Annotated in this window: 11 protein-coding genes and 2 pseudogenes; 2 read left to right on the top strand and 11 right to left on the bottom strand. The window is 61.7% G+C overall.

Features of this window, described 5'->3' with window-relative positions; genetic code table 11:
• Window positions 1–38: 38 nt before the first annotated feature.
• A pseudogene (locus tag P3H15_RS43820) lies at window positions 39–274 on the bottom strand (hypothetical protein); the annotation flags it as partial.
• A gap of 109 nt (window positions 275–383) precedes the next feature.
• Between P3H15_RS43820 and P3H15_RS43815 the strand changes: the two are divergent.
• Window positions 384–1,179 (top strand): annotated as a pseudogene (locus P3H15_RS43815) (transposase); the annotation flags it as partial.
• A 503-nt stretch (window positions 1,180–1,682) separates the two neighbouring features.
• Here P3H15_RS43815 and P3H15_RS43810 read toward each other — a convergent pair.
• The 10 genes from P3H15_RS43810 to P3H15_RS43765 form a co-directional block, all read right to left on the bottom strand.
• A complete protein-coding gene (locus P3H15_RS43810) occupies window positions 1,683–2,723 on the bottom strand; it encodes an ABC transporter ATP-binding protein (protein WP_276143018.1) in 1,041 nt (346 codons plus the stop codon).
• Window positions 2,724–2,752: 29 nt separating this feature from the next.
• A complete protein-coding gene (locus P3H15_RS43805) occupies window positions 2,753–4,678 on the bottom strand; it encodes a dipeptide/oligopeptide/nickel ABC transporter permease/ATP-binding protein (protein ID WP_276143017.1) in 1,926 nt (641 codons plus the stop codon).
• Window positions 4,675–5,613: an ABC transporter permease gene (locus P3H15_RS43800; RefSeq protein WP_276143020.1), complete on the bottom strand. Its 939-nt coding sequence runs from the start codon at window positions 5,611–5,613 to the stop codon at window positions 4,675–4,677. Before P3H15_RS43800 ends, P3H15_RS43805 begins: the two co-directional genes overlap by 4 nt.
• 119 nt (window positions 5,614–5,732) lie before the next feature.
• Window positions 5,733–7,256, bottom strand: a complete 1,524-nt coding sequence (locus tag P3H15_RS43795) for an ABC transporter substrate-binding protein (protein ID WP_276143016.1) — start codon at window positions 7,254–7,256, stop codon at window positions 5,733–5,735.
• 109 nt (window positions 7,257–7,365) lie between these two features.
• The gene (locus tag P3H15_RS43790) at window positions 7,366–7,623 is read right to left on the bottom strand and encodes a hypothetical protein (RefSeq protein ID WP_276143015.1); all 258 of its coding nucleotides are present in this window, start codon (window positions 7,621–7,623) and stop codon (window positions 7,366–7,368) included.
• Window positions 7,624–7,876: 253 nt separating this feature from the next.
• On the bottom strand, window positions 7,877–8,200 hold the full coding sequence (trxA, locus tag P3H15_RS43785; protein ID WP_276143014.1) for a thioredoxin: 324 nt from the start codon (window positions 8,198–8,200) through the stop codon (window positions 7,877–7,879).
• A 20-nt stretch (window positions 8,201–8,220) separates the two neighbouring features.
• Window positions 8,221–9,189, bottom strand: coding sequence for a thioredoxin-disulfide reductase (gene trxB, locus P3H15_RS43780; protein ID WP_276143013.1), 969 nt, complete (start codon window positions 9,187–9,189; stop codon window positions 8,221–8,223).
• Between the two features lie 33 nt (window positions 9,190–9,222).
• Window positions 9,223–10,596, bottom strand: coding sequence for a 3-oxoacid CoA-transferase (locus tag P3H15_RS43775; protein ID WP_276143012.1), 1,374 nt, complete (start codon window positions 10,594–10,596; stop codon window positions 9,223–9,225).
• Window positions 10,597–10,608: 12 nt separating this feature from the next.
• A complete protein-coding gene (locus P3H15_RS43770) occupies window positions 10,609–11,022 on the bottom strand; it encodes a Zn-ribbon domain-containing OB-fold protein (protein WP_276143011.1) in 414 nt (137 codons plus the stop codon).
• Entirely contained in the window at window positions 11,019–12,194 is a 1,176-nt protein-coding gene (locus tag P3H15_RS43765) for a thiolase domain-containing protein (protein ID WP_276143010.1), read from the bottom strand. Before P3H15_RS43765 ends, P3H15_RS43770 begins: the two co-directional genes overlap by 4 nt.
• Window positions 12,195–13,559: 1,365 nt before the next feature.
• Between P3H15_RS43765 and P3H15_RS43760 the strand changes: the two genes are divergently transcribed.
• A complete protein-coding gene (locus P3H15_RS43760; protein WP_276143009.1) occupies window positions 13,560–14,105 on the top strand; it encodes a hypothetical protein in 546 nt (181 codons plus the stop codon).
• Window positions 14,106–14,185 lie beyond the last annotated feature (80 nt).

Genomic DNA, 14,185 nt, shown 5'->3' with positions numbered 1-14,185 from the left:
TCCACTCCGAGGCACACCTCATCGTAACGCAAACCCCACTAACTGAACGGTATTGAATCTAAATGCCGTCTACTTACTGGCCCTTGCCGATTGGAGTGCGTTGATCCGCTCCTTAAGTGGCCGGAGTGGATCAACGACCGCACGAGGTAGTGATCGAGGTTCCGGAATCTGAGGGCGATGCCACGCAAATGCTCGAGCCTTCCATAGGCGAGGATCTCGCACGATGTCTCCAGAGGCGGCGCCCGAGTTGCGCCAACTCCTCCAGCCCCAAGGGTGGGCCGGTTCGGATTCGTTTGAGGCACTTGAACATCGCTGGCTTCCCGCTTGCTCGTTGCTGTCGGTCGTATGCGGTGATCACATCCTGGTAGCACCGGGCGGTAACCTCCACCCGGATCAGCAACCGCATCCGTGGACTGCTCACCGGCATCCATCCCGCCCTCGAGCGGGGCACTCGGTCCCCGAATCAGCCACCCCGCAGTCCTTGAGATCCTGTCCCGCTTCGGCGGTCCGTCCGGGATCCGGAACGCCGGCAGACACCGAATCACCACCATTGCGGTCAAACACGCGCCACGCATGGCGAATCACCACCATTGCGGTCAAACACGCGCCACGCATGGGTGCCCGCCTGACCGAGGACATCTTCGCCGCCCTCGGCGCCCAGACGGTTACAGTGCCGGAAGCACAGCCGCCGAGATCGTTCCACCGAAACTCGCCGACTCGCTGAAAGAGACACTGCAGCAACACACGATCATTGCCGAGGACGTGGAGAGGATGCTCGATGAACACCCTCTTTCCCGGGTCCTGACCTCGATGCCCGGCATCGGCGTCAGGACCGCTGCACGCATCCTCATTGAGGTCGGTGACGGCTCGGGCTTCGCGACGGCCGGTCACCTCACCGCCTACGCCGGCATCGCACCGGTCACCCACCGATCCGGCTCCTCGATCCGCGGCGAACACCCAGCCCGCACCGGCAACCGGAAACTCAAAGGCGCCTTGTTCCTGTCGGCGTTCGCGGCCCTGCACGACCCGACGGGCCGCGCTTACTGCGACCGCAAACGCGCAGAAGGCAAGAAACACAACGTCGCCCTGATCTGCCTGGCCCGACGCCGCTGCGACGTGCTCTACGCGATGCTCAAGAGCAAGTCTCTATATCAGCAGCCAGCCCCGGCAGCCGCCTGAAACCGAAACGACCCGGACCCTGGGTACGACACCAGTTTCAATCGGACCCAGCAAATGGGGCGACCAACTACCGGCAGGGCACCCCGAAGACGCCGTCGACGGAAACGTTCTCCCTGGCTTCCCTGACACTGTTGCGAGCGACTTCGTCGATGGAGAGATTCTTCTGCTCCGCGAAGGCCCTGGCCTCTCGGTCCATCTCTTCAAACGTGGTTACGGGGTTGAAGCAAACCAGTAGGTTGATCGCGTCTCATAGGTGGCGGGAACCGATTCGTGCGGGTCGCTGCTTCCGCAGCCGACGAGAAGCAGCACTCCGAGGAGAACCAATCCTGATTTCACACCGCTGAGTGTGGCAGACAGTCCGCGTCGCTTGACCGAGGACATAGGGACACCCCCCGCCGAGTTGTACAAGTCGGGAGAGCCGTCATCACCCCGGGTTGATGTTCTCGAAACTGGGATGCATTCGGCAGGCAAGAACGGGCACGCCCACTTCGCATTCGAAGGTGTTAAAGCGCGATGGTCTGGGGTACCGCGGGGATATCGAGGTCGACAATCGGCCGCCCGGCAAGCTTGGGCCCTGTGGTATGAAGATGACAACGCACCACACCACCGTTGTCCAGGACGAACGGCTCCGGCACATCGCTACTACAGATGTCCAGCGCGAGGGGGCAACGCGTGTGGAACCGGCATCCCGACGGCGGGTCTGCGGGATTGGGAACGTCGCCGCGCAGAATGATCCGCTGCCTCGTTCGTTGCACATCAGGGTCAGGCACCGTCACCGCCGATAACAGTGCGTGCGTATACGGGTGCTTGGGCGCGTCGTAGACGTCACCGGCCGACCCGATCTCAACCACCTCGCCCAGGTACATGACGGCTATCCGATCACTGGCGTGCCGAACGAGCCCGGGGTTGTGCGCGATCAACAGATACGCGACCCCCAACTGACGTTGAAGTTCCTCAAGGAGGTTGATGACCTGTGCCTGGGTCGAGACGTCGAGTGCCGAGATCGGTTCATCGAGAATGATTAGCCGCGGCTCTACCGTCAATGCGCGAGCGATCGCCATCCTCTGCAGCTGGCCGCCGGACATCTCGCGCGGGTACCGGTCGAGGTGCGAGGCCGATAGACCGACCAGCGGCATCAGCTCCCGCAGTCGCGTCATGGACTCTTTCTGGCTCTGACCTCGGTGGACCTGGAGCGGCTCGCTCACGCTGACTCGCAAGGGCAGAAGCGGATTGAAGGCGGCGAACGGATCCTGGAACACCGTCTGCACGCCTGCACGCATGGTGCGCAGTCCCTTGCCGCGACGCTTGGTCACATCTTCGCCGTCAAAGCGTACGACCCCGTCGGTAGAATCGATCAGTCGCATGGCGAGGCGGCCCAGCGTCGACTTCCCCGACCCCGACTCACCAACCAGCCCTAAGGTTTCGCCAGGGTAGATTTGCAAACTGACGTTGGCAACAGCCTGCACCTCCGCGCGTACTCGTTGCAGGATCCCTTGTCGCACAGGGAATACCTTCGAGACGTGCTTCAACTCGATCAGTGGCACGGTCGCAGCTGACTCCATACTTGCGGACCTCATCGGGCGTCCATCCTCATCACTTCCTTGGTTCGTACGCAACGAGAGCTACGATTGGGTGCGGCGGTGACAAGCGGCACGTCCACTTGACATTCCGGCCCAGCAAATTCGCACCGGGATGCGAACCGACATCCTCCCGCTAGTTCCGAGAACTGCGGAACCTGGCCTGGGATCACAAACAGCGGTGACCGTGGTGCAGCACCCTCTGGCATGGCCCGCAGCAAACCCCTGGTATAGGGATGGCTCGGGGCGCGGAAGACGTCGCTGACGCTGCCCTCTTCGACGATCTGCCCGGCATACATCACCGCGATGCGATCACAGATGTCGGCCACCACGCCCAGGTCGTGGCTCACGAACAGGATCGACATCTTGAGTTCGGAACGTAGTTCGCGCAGAAGTTCGAGGATCTGAGCCTGGACGGTGACATCGAGGGCGGTGGTCGGCTCGTCGGCAATCAACAACTTCGGCCGACAGACCAGGGCCATCGCGATCATGGCGCGCTGCCGCATTCCCCCGGAAAACTCATGCGGGTAGGAGTCCGCTCGCCGCGGCGGAATCCCAACCAGTTCCAGTGTCTCGCGCATTCTGACCGAGGCCTCGCGACTCGAGATGTTCTCGTGCCACCGCACGACCTGAGAGATTTGATCGCCGACCGTCATCGCCGGATTCAGGCTCGACATCGGGTCCTGGAAGATCATCGCGATGCCGCTGCTGCGTAGCGCGGACATCTCATCGAAGTTCAGCGACAGGAGGTCTCGGCCTTCGAAGTTGATCGATCCTCCGATGACCCGTGCGGGCGGCGATGGCAACAGTCGCATGATCGACAGGGAGGTGACGGTCTTGCCAGATCCGCTCTCGCCTACGAGACCGAGCGCCTCGCCTTCGCCGATGGAGAACGACACATTGTCCAGAATCTGCGTCCGGTCGGTACCGGACCCCATCTCGATCGCGAGTCCCTCCACCCGCAGAAGTGGCTCCTTCTCGCGGCGAATCTGTTCGTCGGCCACCGCGGTCGTGGAGTGGCTTGCCCGCTGTACCGTCGTTAGCCCCAATTGCGCGGAGCGCTTCGGCGGTGTCGATGCGCCCAGGGCCGACCGCAATCCTTCACCCACCTCGTTGAAGGCGACGACGGTCAGGACGATGGCTAGGCCAGGTGCCATCATGCTCCAAGGCTGGGTGAGCATCGATTCATTCGCGCGGCTCAGCATTGTGCCCCAACTCGCGGTTGGTGGCTGCACACCGAGGCCGAGGAAGCTCAGGCCGGCCTCCATGAGAACCGCGAACCCGAGAGACAGAGAAACTTGCACGATGAGCGGCGACGCCACGTTCGGCAGAAGATGTCTCCACACGATCAACCGAGTCGGCGCACCGAGTGCATGCGATGCATCGATGAAGACTTCCTCGCGGACAGCGAGGGCTTGACCCCTGACCAGTCGTGTGAATCCGGGGAGTAGCGTGATCGCCATCGCAACGCCGGCGTTTCGCAAGTTGGGCCCTAGCATGCTGACGATCGCGATGGCGAGTACCAGCGCCGGAAGGCTGAGTAGGCCGTCCATCACTCGCATTACGACCGCATCCAACCTTCCGCCCACATATCCGGCGATGAGCCCGACGGGCAGTGCTAGCACCATGGCGGAGAGAACGACGAGAAAGCTGAAGGTCAAACTCACCCGCCCGCCGACCAGGATCCTGCTGAGGACGTCTCGACCGAGATCGTCGGTTCCCAACCAATGTGTGCTCGACAGCCCCGAGAACGGACCAATGCTCAGTTGCGCGTCAGGGTCGTACGGCGCGATGAGCCCGCCGAACACGCACGCCAGAATGATCAGCACCAAGATGACCGTCCAGGCCATGGCCGACCGGTCGCGGCGATAGCGGCGCGCCATCTGGCCTAGGACACTGGACCCGCCCACCTTCGACGTCATGCTGCCCTCACCTTCGGGTTGAGATAGCCGTATGTGATGTCCACGATGAGATTCGCGATGCAATGAGCTACCACGAAGAGCAGCACTGTGGCTTGGATCACCGGTACGTCCATGTTGCCGACCGCAACGATGATGTATGTTCCGACACCGGGAATGCTGAAGATTCGCTCGACGATGACCGTCGAACCGAGAATACTGCCGACCAAGATTCCCAGCACAGTCACCGCAGGGATTGCAGAGTTCTTCAACGCATGGCCGACGACCACCTGGCGCGTGTCTCCACCTTTGGCCCACGCGGTCCGCACGAACGGCGACCGCATTGTGTCGGTCAGGCCCGCCCGCAACTGACGTGACACGATGGCCACTCCGGCCGCCGCAAGAGCTACCGCAGGCATGATGATTCCCGTGAACCAGCCGAGCGGGTCCTCTGAGAACGGCGTGTATCCGTACGGTGGCAGCCACCCGAGTCGCACGGAGAAGATCGAGATGAGCACCATGCCGATCCAAAACGGTGGCATCGCCACCACGACGCTGGTGCTGAACATCAGCCCACGATCCAGCAGTCCTCCCGGGCGTAGGCCACCGAGGATGCCAAAAAGCAACGAGAGGGGGATCACGATCGCGAACACCGCTGCCGCGAGGCTGGTCGTCGCCGGGAGCCGTTCGATGAGTTCCTCACTCACGGGGCGCTTGGTGTACAACGACGAACCGAAGTCGAGCTGCACAGCGCCCTTGAGCCAAGTGCCGTACTGGACCAGAAACGGATCGTTCAGGTTCAGCTCTTCACGAATCTCCGCGATCGTTTCGGGGGAGGCGTCGCTGCCTCCGGCAATCGTTGTTGCTGCATCTCCGGGGATAAGTGCCACCAAACTGAACACCACGAATGACATGGCGAACAGCAAGGGAACCGAAACCAACAGACGCCTTGCGATCATCTGAAACACAAGTCGGTACCTTCCACGTTCTGGCTGACGAACCCTCCCACCACCGCCGACGGGAGGGTTCGATCGCAACCGAGCCCATCCAACCGGCGTTGACCCAGAGCGTCATCGGCCTAATTGCTTACCAACAACTGATCGAGATTTGCGAAGCCCTGCGCGTCGAATGTGGGCTCATTGGTGACTCGAGTCTTATTCCAGGCCTGCACATTTGGATACGTGACTACCGGAATGATGTCGGCGTTATCGGCAATGAGCCTGCCGGCTTCGTCGTAGGCAGCCTTTGCCGCAGGATCATCCAAGGCCAAACTCGCCGAGGGGGCGAGCGCCTCCATGACGTCGTCGCGCTTGACGCCACACAAGGCCTGGAGGCCGTTGAAGTACTGACTGAAAAGCTGATAGTTAGGCGCTGTCCCCACCGTGAAAACAAGCATGGCTCCGGGCTTTTGGGGCACCATGAAGCCGCTGTAGACATCCCGCTCGGCCGAGATCGTGCTCGAGATGCCGACTTCCTCCAATTGCCTCTGCAACGTCTCTGACTCCACCGCGAGGTTGATAGTGGCAGGGTAGACCAGCGGGAAAGAAGGATCACTCACCCCGGATTCGGCCACAAGCTTTTTCGCTGCATCTGCGTCGTACTTGACAATATTCTTCAACTCCGGATCAAACAGAGCGGTGCCCTCAGGAATCATGCCGTAAGCAGGCTCGGCGAGTCCTCCATAGGCGAGTTCACTGAACCGCTCGCGGTCGATCCCGAGCTGGACCGCTTGGCGGAAGTCCGCGTTGTCGAACGGCGCCTTGGCGGTGCACATGTTGAGGAAAATGTTGGTACTGTTGAGAACTTTCGACGAATACTTCTTGTCAGCGTCAACCGCCGCAGCGCTGTTCGGAGAGACGAAACTCGCGAAGTCCAACTGCCCCGACAACAGGCCGTTGGCCTGTTGCGGTCCGATAGGCGCATTGACCAGGTCGACGCCGGCGAGCTTGATGTTCTCGGCGTCCCAATACTTCTCGTTCTTCCGGACCGAAAGACGCTGCCCAACTGCATACGAATGCACCGTGAACGGTCCGGCACCGATCGGATTGGTATTGATCCCGTCAGGGTCCTCCGCGATCTGTTTCGGGGACACCATCACACCGGCGACCGACGTGAGATCGGAGTAGAGCAGGCCTGCGAGCGGCTTGCTCAACGTGGCGACGGCGGTGAGCGGATCGACGACCTCGACGTTGTCGAGAACCTTGATTCCCGCCCCCTGCCCTCCTTTGGCCTGCGGCGTCAGCGGCTCACGGAGCCGTAGAAGATTGATCCTGATCGCTTCGGCGTCGAACGGCGTACCGTCGCTGAACGTGACGCCCTCGCGCAGCGAGATCTTCACCCTCGTCGGATCGACAATCTCAACTGACTTGGCCATCCATGGCGTCACCGAGCCGTCCTGGTTGTAGCGCAGCAGCGAGCCCTGAATGAGCTTGTAGTACACCATCTCGTGGAACCCGTTGGCCTTCGCGGGATCCAAGTTGATGCCCTGTACGGACATGAGATAGCCGTACTTCAGGATGCCGTTGGCCGAAGCGCCTCCCCCTCCTGAGCCGCACGCACTCAACGTCACGGCGACCAGTAAGACAGCCATCACAGTTCTCACCGAGCGCATACTCCGATGCATACTCTTGTCTCCAATGTTCCGAGCTCGCAACCTGACGGGAGAAGATAGACGTCGCACTCGATCGCAAACACCTGAGATCGGCGGCACCTCAGTGCGATTCCATCTCGGGATAGCTCAATTCGACGCCACCGAAGTCGAGTCCCCCGTCGGCCAGGGTCTTGGTCACGATGTTCGCGAAGAGGGGTTGTGGCACGAGGCATCCCGCACAGGCATCTGGCCCGGCCTCGACCGAAATCCGTAGCCCGGGGCCATCGGCTTCGACGATCAGTGCATATCCATCGCTCTCGAGCGGACCCCGGAGATCGGCCAGCAGTTCCCGTGCTCTTGTCACATCGACGTCATTCATCGTCTGATTCCCATCTTTCCGATTTCGCTACTGCGTACTCACACGACGCCAAGACACGTCAGTGTCAATGACCATTGATTTCTCATGCCGAAGACGTTCCGTGAACCGGGTTCGGGACTTCACCGATCCACAACCCCGCGTCGAAGTGGCAGATGTTGTGTCCGTGTTCGCCGACCCTGGCTGGATGGATGCTTGACGTTCGGCCATTTGGCTGGGTCCTCCTGCGTTCAGCATCATCGTGAAATGGCCGGCCTCAGGACCACAAGTCAGAGAACTCGCTGATCAACTCTGCCTTCTTCTTGACGCCCACGACCGCCTTGACCCGTTCCCCTCCTCGGAACACCAGCATCGAGGGCAGCGAGAGGATCCCGAACTGGGTGGCGATTTCTGGGTTTGCGTCGATGTCGACCGTCGCAACGGTGACCTTGTCCCCGTAGGCGTGCGCGATCTCGTCAATGATCGGAGTCAGCGTCTTGCACGACCCACACCAAGGCGCCCAGAATTCGACTATCACCGGCTTCTCGGACTGCAGGACGTCCTGGGCAAAGCTCTGATCAGTGACCGGCTGGGTAGGCATCCCAATGCCACCTCTCGTTTCTATCTCGTGGCTTCGGTGACCGTGGCCATTGCCAATTCGGTCAGCTGGGGGTTGTCCGATAGGTAGTGCTGGGCATCGAGGGCTGCTGCGCAGCCGGATCCAGCTGCCGTGATGGCCTGTCGGTAGGTGTGATCCACCAGATCGCCGGCCGCAAAAACGCCTGCCAGATTCGTACGGGTCCCGACCCCAGCCAAAACGTAGCCGTTCTCGTCGAGATCGACTTGGCCACGAACCAACTCGCTGCGGGGGTCGTGCCCGACCGCGATGAACAGGCCGGCAACCGCAAGGTCACTTTCGGCACCGGTCTTGGTGTTCCGCACACGCAGGCCACCGACCGACGTCTTGCCGTGGATCCCGGTCACCTCTGAGTTCCACGCCCAGCGGATCTTCTCATTGGAACCAGCACGATCGGCCATGACCTTGCTGGCGCGCAGCGAATCGCGACGGTGGATCACCGTCACCGACGAAGCGAACCGACTGAGGAAATCGGCCTCTTCCATGGCCGTGTCGCCCCCTCCGACCACCGCGATGTCTTTGCCGCGGAAGAAGAATCCGTCACAGGTAGCGCACCAGGACACGCCACGGCCGGATAATTCCTCCTCGCGGGCGACTCCGAGTTTGCGGTAGGCCGAACCCATTGCCAAGATCACTGCCGAGGCGGTGTACTGCGCTCCCGGAGTTTTCACCGTCTTGACCGGCCCGGTCAGTTCGACCTCGATGACGTCATCCTGGACGAGCTCTGCACCGAACCGCACGGCTTGGTCCCGGATCTTCATCATTAGTTCTGGTCCGGTTACATCTACGGCAGAGCCGGGAAAGTTTTCAACCTCAGTGGTATTCATGAGAGCGCCTCCGAACTGGCTGCCCTCGAGTACCAGTGGCTCCAGGCTGGCCCGAGCCGCGTACAGTCCTGCGGTATAGCCCGCCGGACCGGATCCGATGATGATCACGTTGCGATGGTTGTTCATGATGCTCTCTGCTCGCTTCCGATTCCGAACCTCTCAGGCCCAGAGGTTGACCCTCAACGGCGCCTCGGTCAGGGCAATGATCTCCTCGGGGGTGAACCCGGGAGCCATGTCGCGCAGGACGAACCCGTCCTCGTCTCGTTCGATGACGGCCAGATCGGTGACGACCAAGTCCACACAGCGGGTGTCGGTGTGGGCGTGCTGACACTGGCTGACCAGTTTGGGCTGGCCGTTGCGCTCCGTGTGCCGCATCGCGATGATCAGCTTTCCGGGGTTGACGGTGAGGTCCATGGCTCCGCCGATGGCGCCGCCGCCCATCTCGCGCGTGGTCCAGTTGGCAAACGAGCCGTCGGGCTGTACCTGAAAGGCGCCGAGGATCACGGCATCCAGGTGCCCACCTCGGGCCATCTCGAAGGCGGACACGCTGTCGAACACCGACGCTCCAGGACCGAAAGTGACCGGCTCACCGCCTGCATTGAAAGCGTCCATGTCGGCCTGGTCGAGAGGCGGGCGGTCCTGGTAGCCCAAAGCACCGTTCTCCGCGTGCAGGACAATGTCACGTTCGGTGATGTAATCGGAAACTTGGGTCGGCAGGCCGACTCCAAGGTTCACGTAACTGTGCTCAGGCAGAAGTGCTGCAATCCGTGCGCCCATCTCACTAGGGGCCCACCCGACCTTGCCGCCGTACTGTCGTCGCTCGTCATTGTCCCGTGTGGGCGGCCAGGTTGCGGCACGCGGTTCGCTGCTCTCGACCACTCGATCCACGAAGATTCCAGGTAGATCGACCTCTGCCGGGGACAGTTCGCCTACCTCGACGACCTTGTCGACCTGGACGATCGTTGTCTTGGCCGCCTTGGCGAAGCTAGGTCCGAGGTTCTGACTCGCTCCAAGAAAGGCGACGTTGCCCGCCCTATCGGCAACGGCGGCGTAGATCAAGGCGAAATCGAGGTGTAGCGGGTGCTCCAACACGTAGTCGCGATCGAAAGTGCGCTTTTCCTTACCTTCGGCCAAGGTGGTCGTGGCTCCGACCGGGCTATAGAAGGGCCCGATACCGGCGCCAGCGGCGCGTAACCGCTCCACCAGAATCCCTTGCGGGACCAGTTCTATGTCCAGCTTCACAGCACTCACGCGCTCGGCGGAGGGAGCCTTACCGCCCGCACGGGCCGAGAAGGACGCTACGAGCTTGCTCACGCGTCCAGCCTTGACGAACGCTTCTGGAAGAAAGGCGTCAACGCCTGTCCCACCCAACGAATTGGTCACCAATGTCAGGTCACGCACGTCGCGACCGGCCGCGGCCGCGATCAGGTGGGTCGGAAAGCCATGGCTGACACCAAAACCCGACACTCCGACGGCGTCGCCGTCCTTGATGTCCGCGACGGCCTCGGCGGCGCTGTTTACGACTTTGTCCATAGTCACTGTTCCTTACGTCAGTCGAAAGCGCGGCAGTGCCGTCACTGCGTCACTTGTCGGATGGAAAACGACCTCGACCGCGCTACCGATCTCGGTCCTGGACAAACAACCGTCCTCGACGATGTTGGTCATGACCCGCGGCCCCTCCGCGAGTTCGACGTATGCCACGACGTACGGCCCACATTCGGCGTACGGCCCAGCTCCCCGCCGGACGATGGTGAAGGTGTAGACAGTGCCGCGACCGGACGCCTCGAACCACTCGGTGTCGGCACTCCAGCAGTCGGGGCAGATTGCCCTCGGATACCAGACCACGACTCCGCAGTCTCGGCACCGTTTCAGCACGAGCCTGCCGGCCTTGGCTGCGTCCCAGTAATACTGGTTCTCCGGGCTGATTATCGGCGACGGGGCTGGAAGCAGGGTGGTCACGCCGCGTCCCTTCCGAGGATCAGCGTGACGCTGCCCATCCTGTTGGCGAGCGAGCCACCCGTGCCATGCGCCAGCGCGACCTCGCAATCGGGCACCTGTACAGCCGGGTGAGCCTCGCCTCGCAGCTGGCGGACCGCTTCGATCACCTTCGTGATCCCGCCACGGAAGGACGGATGGTTGTTGCATAAGCCACCGCCGTCGGTGTTGAAGGGAAGCTTCCCGTGGGGCGCCCAGAGCGCTCCGTCCAATACGAACCGGCCACCCTCGCCCTTCTCGCAAAATCCGAGATCCTCGATGGTCTCGATCACCGTGATGGTGAAGGAGTCGTAAATCGAGGCGTAGTCGATATCGCCTGCCGCGACGCCCGCCTCGCCGAAGGCCAGGGGTCCCGACCACCTGGCGCCGCTGTATGTCAGGTCCAGACGGCCATTGTCTGCATGCTTGGGTGCCTCGCCGTGACCAAGTACCGAAATGCTGTGTCGGTCTAACTGTTTGGCGATCTCGGGCGAGACAACAACGAGAGCACCACCACCGTCCGTGACGACACAACAGTCCAGACGATGCAACGGATCGCTGACCATCGGCGACTCCAAGACTTCCTCGACGGTGACTTCGCGCTGCAGGAAAGCGTTCGAGTTGAACGACGCGTGATGCGAGGCGGCGACCTTGACCTCGGCCAGCTGCGCACTCGTGGTTCCGTACTCGTACATGTGCCGTTGAGCGACCAGTGCATACTGCGCCGGGGCACTCGAAGGCCCGTAGACGTCCTCGAACATCCATTCAGGGCCTGGCGACATCCTCTCCGCAGTCACGGCCGATCGCGGTAAGCCCGCGAGAGTGATCAGCGCGACGCTCGCCTTGCCGGCAGCGATGGCAGCAGCGGCATGTCCGACATGCGACAGATAAGACGATCCACCAATCTCGGTACTATCGGCGTATCTCACGTTCCGAAGGCCCATGTACTCGATCATGGACAGCGGACCGAAGCCGGGCGCATCACCCGCACAGAAATAGGCATCGACGTCGTTCATGGTCAGCCCTGCATCTGACAGGGCCCCCAGTGCGACCTCAAGGTGCACCTGGGGAACGGACTTGTTGGCGATCGTTCGATCGGGATGCTCGTAGGCCCCGGCGATGTGGGCTCGTCGTACACTCAATTGTTTCGTCTCCACAGTCAGTTGAACTATTCGCTTAGCAGCGCCATATCCGGCAACATCGACGTCAGAACCTCGGGAGCCCACGGCGTCGAGTACGAACTGTCCGATGCCTCGAACTCCCGACCGCCAATACGGCAAGAGGGCTGGTCTCCTCGGGGTGAGTCGCGATTTCCAGCATGCTGCGACTCTCGCGCTTTCCGCGTGGCTGGCCTAACCGAGGCCGACCCGGGATCGCCGCGCCGGTGTCAGACCACGGTGTGACGAAGGGTGAGCTTCCACTCCCGGGGCATCGCCTGCGGGAACAGGCCGCGGAGCTCACCTGGATTGCCCGGTCACTGTCGACGCTCACCAGAGCGTCGGTCGTCATGTGCACCTGTTGGCGCGGGGGCCGCAGGCCGACGCCTGCAACTTCCGGCTGCCCTGCCGACGAGTGACCTCGCACTGGAGATTGACCGGCTCGAAAGAGCTTGTGTTCGTGCGCATCTTGGTGTCCGTGACGGTGTCACCGTCGTCGGCCACCCTGTTGTAACAGTCCGTCAGCGCACGGATCGTTTGGACGTCCGACAGGCGTCCGATCTCAGGTTCGATCACCGGAAATTCTTCTCCTTGGTGAGGGGCAGCCGCGAGGCCGGCGCCGAATCCGCGCCTTCGCAAGTGAGACGTGGATCTCATTCGTCGCATTTGACGCTAGCACGACCAGCCTTGCGAGCACACCCTTCCTACGACATTTCTAGACCCAATTGATATCTGTCTCATAAGGCTGGTTTTGTGAGACATGCCTGAAACGGCAGCAAGGCTAAGAAGGCCGATGACGCTCTCGCCGTGACGTTTAGCGGATGATCAGTCGTCGGCAACAGGCGAGCCGGCGATGGCACCTTCGAACGCCCACCAGTGACAGCCAAGGCAGTCGCTGCGTTCGATGCCACGCCCGCAATGCGCAGGACGGTGCTCCGGTCGCGAAGCCGCCGACGGAGCTTGCCGCAGTAGTCGCAACCCTCGGCGACACGCAGCCTGTCCAGGTTGCCCTAACTGCGCGTTTGGCCGCCGGAGAGTGCGACTGGACGGTCGAGAGCACCGACTCGCCCAACGCCAGCCGTGTTCTCGAGTAGCGCCAGCGTCATCGAGGGCGTCGTATGAGTCACCGAGATTCGCGTCCTGCCAACCACGTCTGTCGACGCCCTAAGCCGTACGATCGATCGTTAGTTCGGCGCCAGTTCCACTGCCTGTAGGCCAGTTTCACCATATCGGGGTCCGGACCTTGACTGTGATTGAGACGGAAGTTAACTTTGACCCATCGGTCATTGCATAGATGAAGCGGTCCATTTGTCACTAGCGGTGTGAGATTCGTACTCATTCTCCGCGGGATGTAAGGAGACCATCTTGACCAGTTCCACTCTGGAGAGCTACGCCATCATCGACCCGCGGAGCTCGGTAGCTGTCGTCGAACAGACGCAGAGCGTCGCCCTGACCACGCTGCAAGGAAAGACCTTGGGCATCGTCACTCATGGCAATTGGCGTAGCTGGGAGTACTTCTGCGATCGTTTGGAGAACTTTCTCTCAGGCCCCGGCCAGGACGTCCAGCACCAGCGCTACCAGGATGAGCGTCCGTACCTCGATGAGCGATACGACCAGATCGTTCGGGAAGTCGACGCAGCCGTGGTTGGTCTCGGAAACTGCGGGTCCTGCACGGCGCAGGTAGCGACGGCGGCAGCGCAACTCGCCGCCCGCGGACTGCCGGTCTTGGTGGTGGCCACCGAAGGCTTCAAGTCCTTGGCTGAGATGACGCTTGAGTACCGCAACTATCCCAACGTTCAGGTATTCACGCTGCCGGCCGAGTACGAGGTGATGGAGGAGCGTGATCTCGTCAGGATCGCAGACGAACGCGTGGTGGACATAGAGTCGGCGCTGACATCGAAGGCCATCTAGTTTGCACACTAACGACTGAAAAGCAACGCCGGCCCGCACCGGCGGACGGCATTCGTGAGCCGTCCAGCGACTCACGCCAG

This window comes from Rhodococcus sp. T2V (genome assembly GCF_029269925.1).
Lineage (GTDB): Bacteria > Actinomycetota > Actinomycetes > Mycobacteriales > Mycobacteriaceae > Rhodococcus_F > Rhodococcus_F koreensis.
The sequence above is the reverse complement of the archived record's forward strand: the minus strand, read 5'-3'. Positions and strand labels throughout refer to the sequence as shown.

Coding starts and splice junctions, on each gene's coding strand:
- P3H15_RS43805 (WP_276143017.1), bottom strand. CDS start 4,678: ATGACGTCGAAGGTGGGCGGGTCCAGTGTCCTAGGCCAGATGGCGCGC.
- P3H15_RS43775 (WP_276143012.1), bottom strand. CDS start 10,596: ATGGACAAAGTCGTAAACAGCGCCGCCGAGGCCGTCGCGGACATCAAG.
- P3H15_RS43800 (WP_276143020.1), bottom strand. CDS start 5,613: ATGATCGCAAGGCGTCTGTTGGTTTCGGTTCCCTTGCTGTTCGCCATG.
- trxB (WP_276143013.1), bottom strand. CDS start 9,189: ATGAACAACCATCGCAACGTGATCATCATCGGATCCGGTCCGGCGGGC.
- P3H15_RS43790 (WP_276143015.1), bottom strand. CDS start 7,623: ATGAATGACGTCGATGTGACAAGAGCACGGGAACTGCTGGCCGATCTC.
- trxA (WP_276143014.1), bottom strand. CDS start 8,200: ATGCCTACCCAGCCGGTCACTGATCAGAGCTTTGCCCAGGACGTCCTG.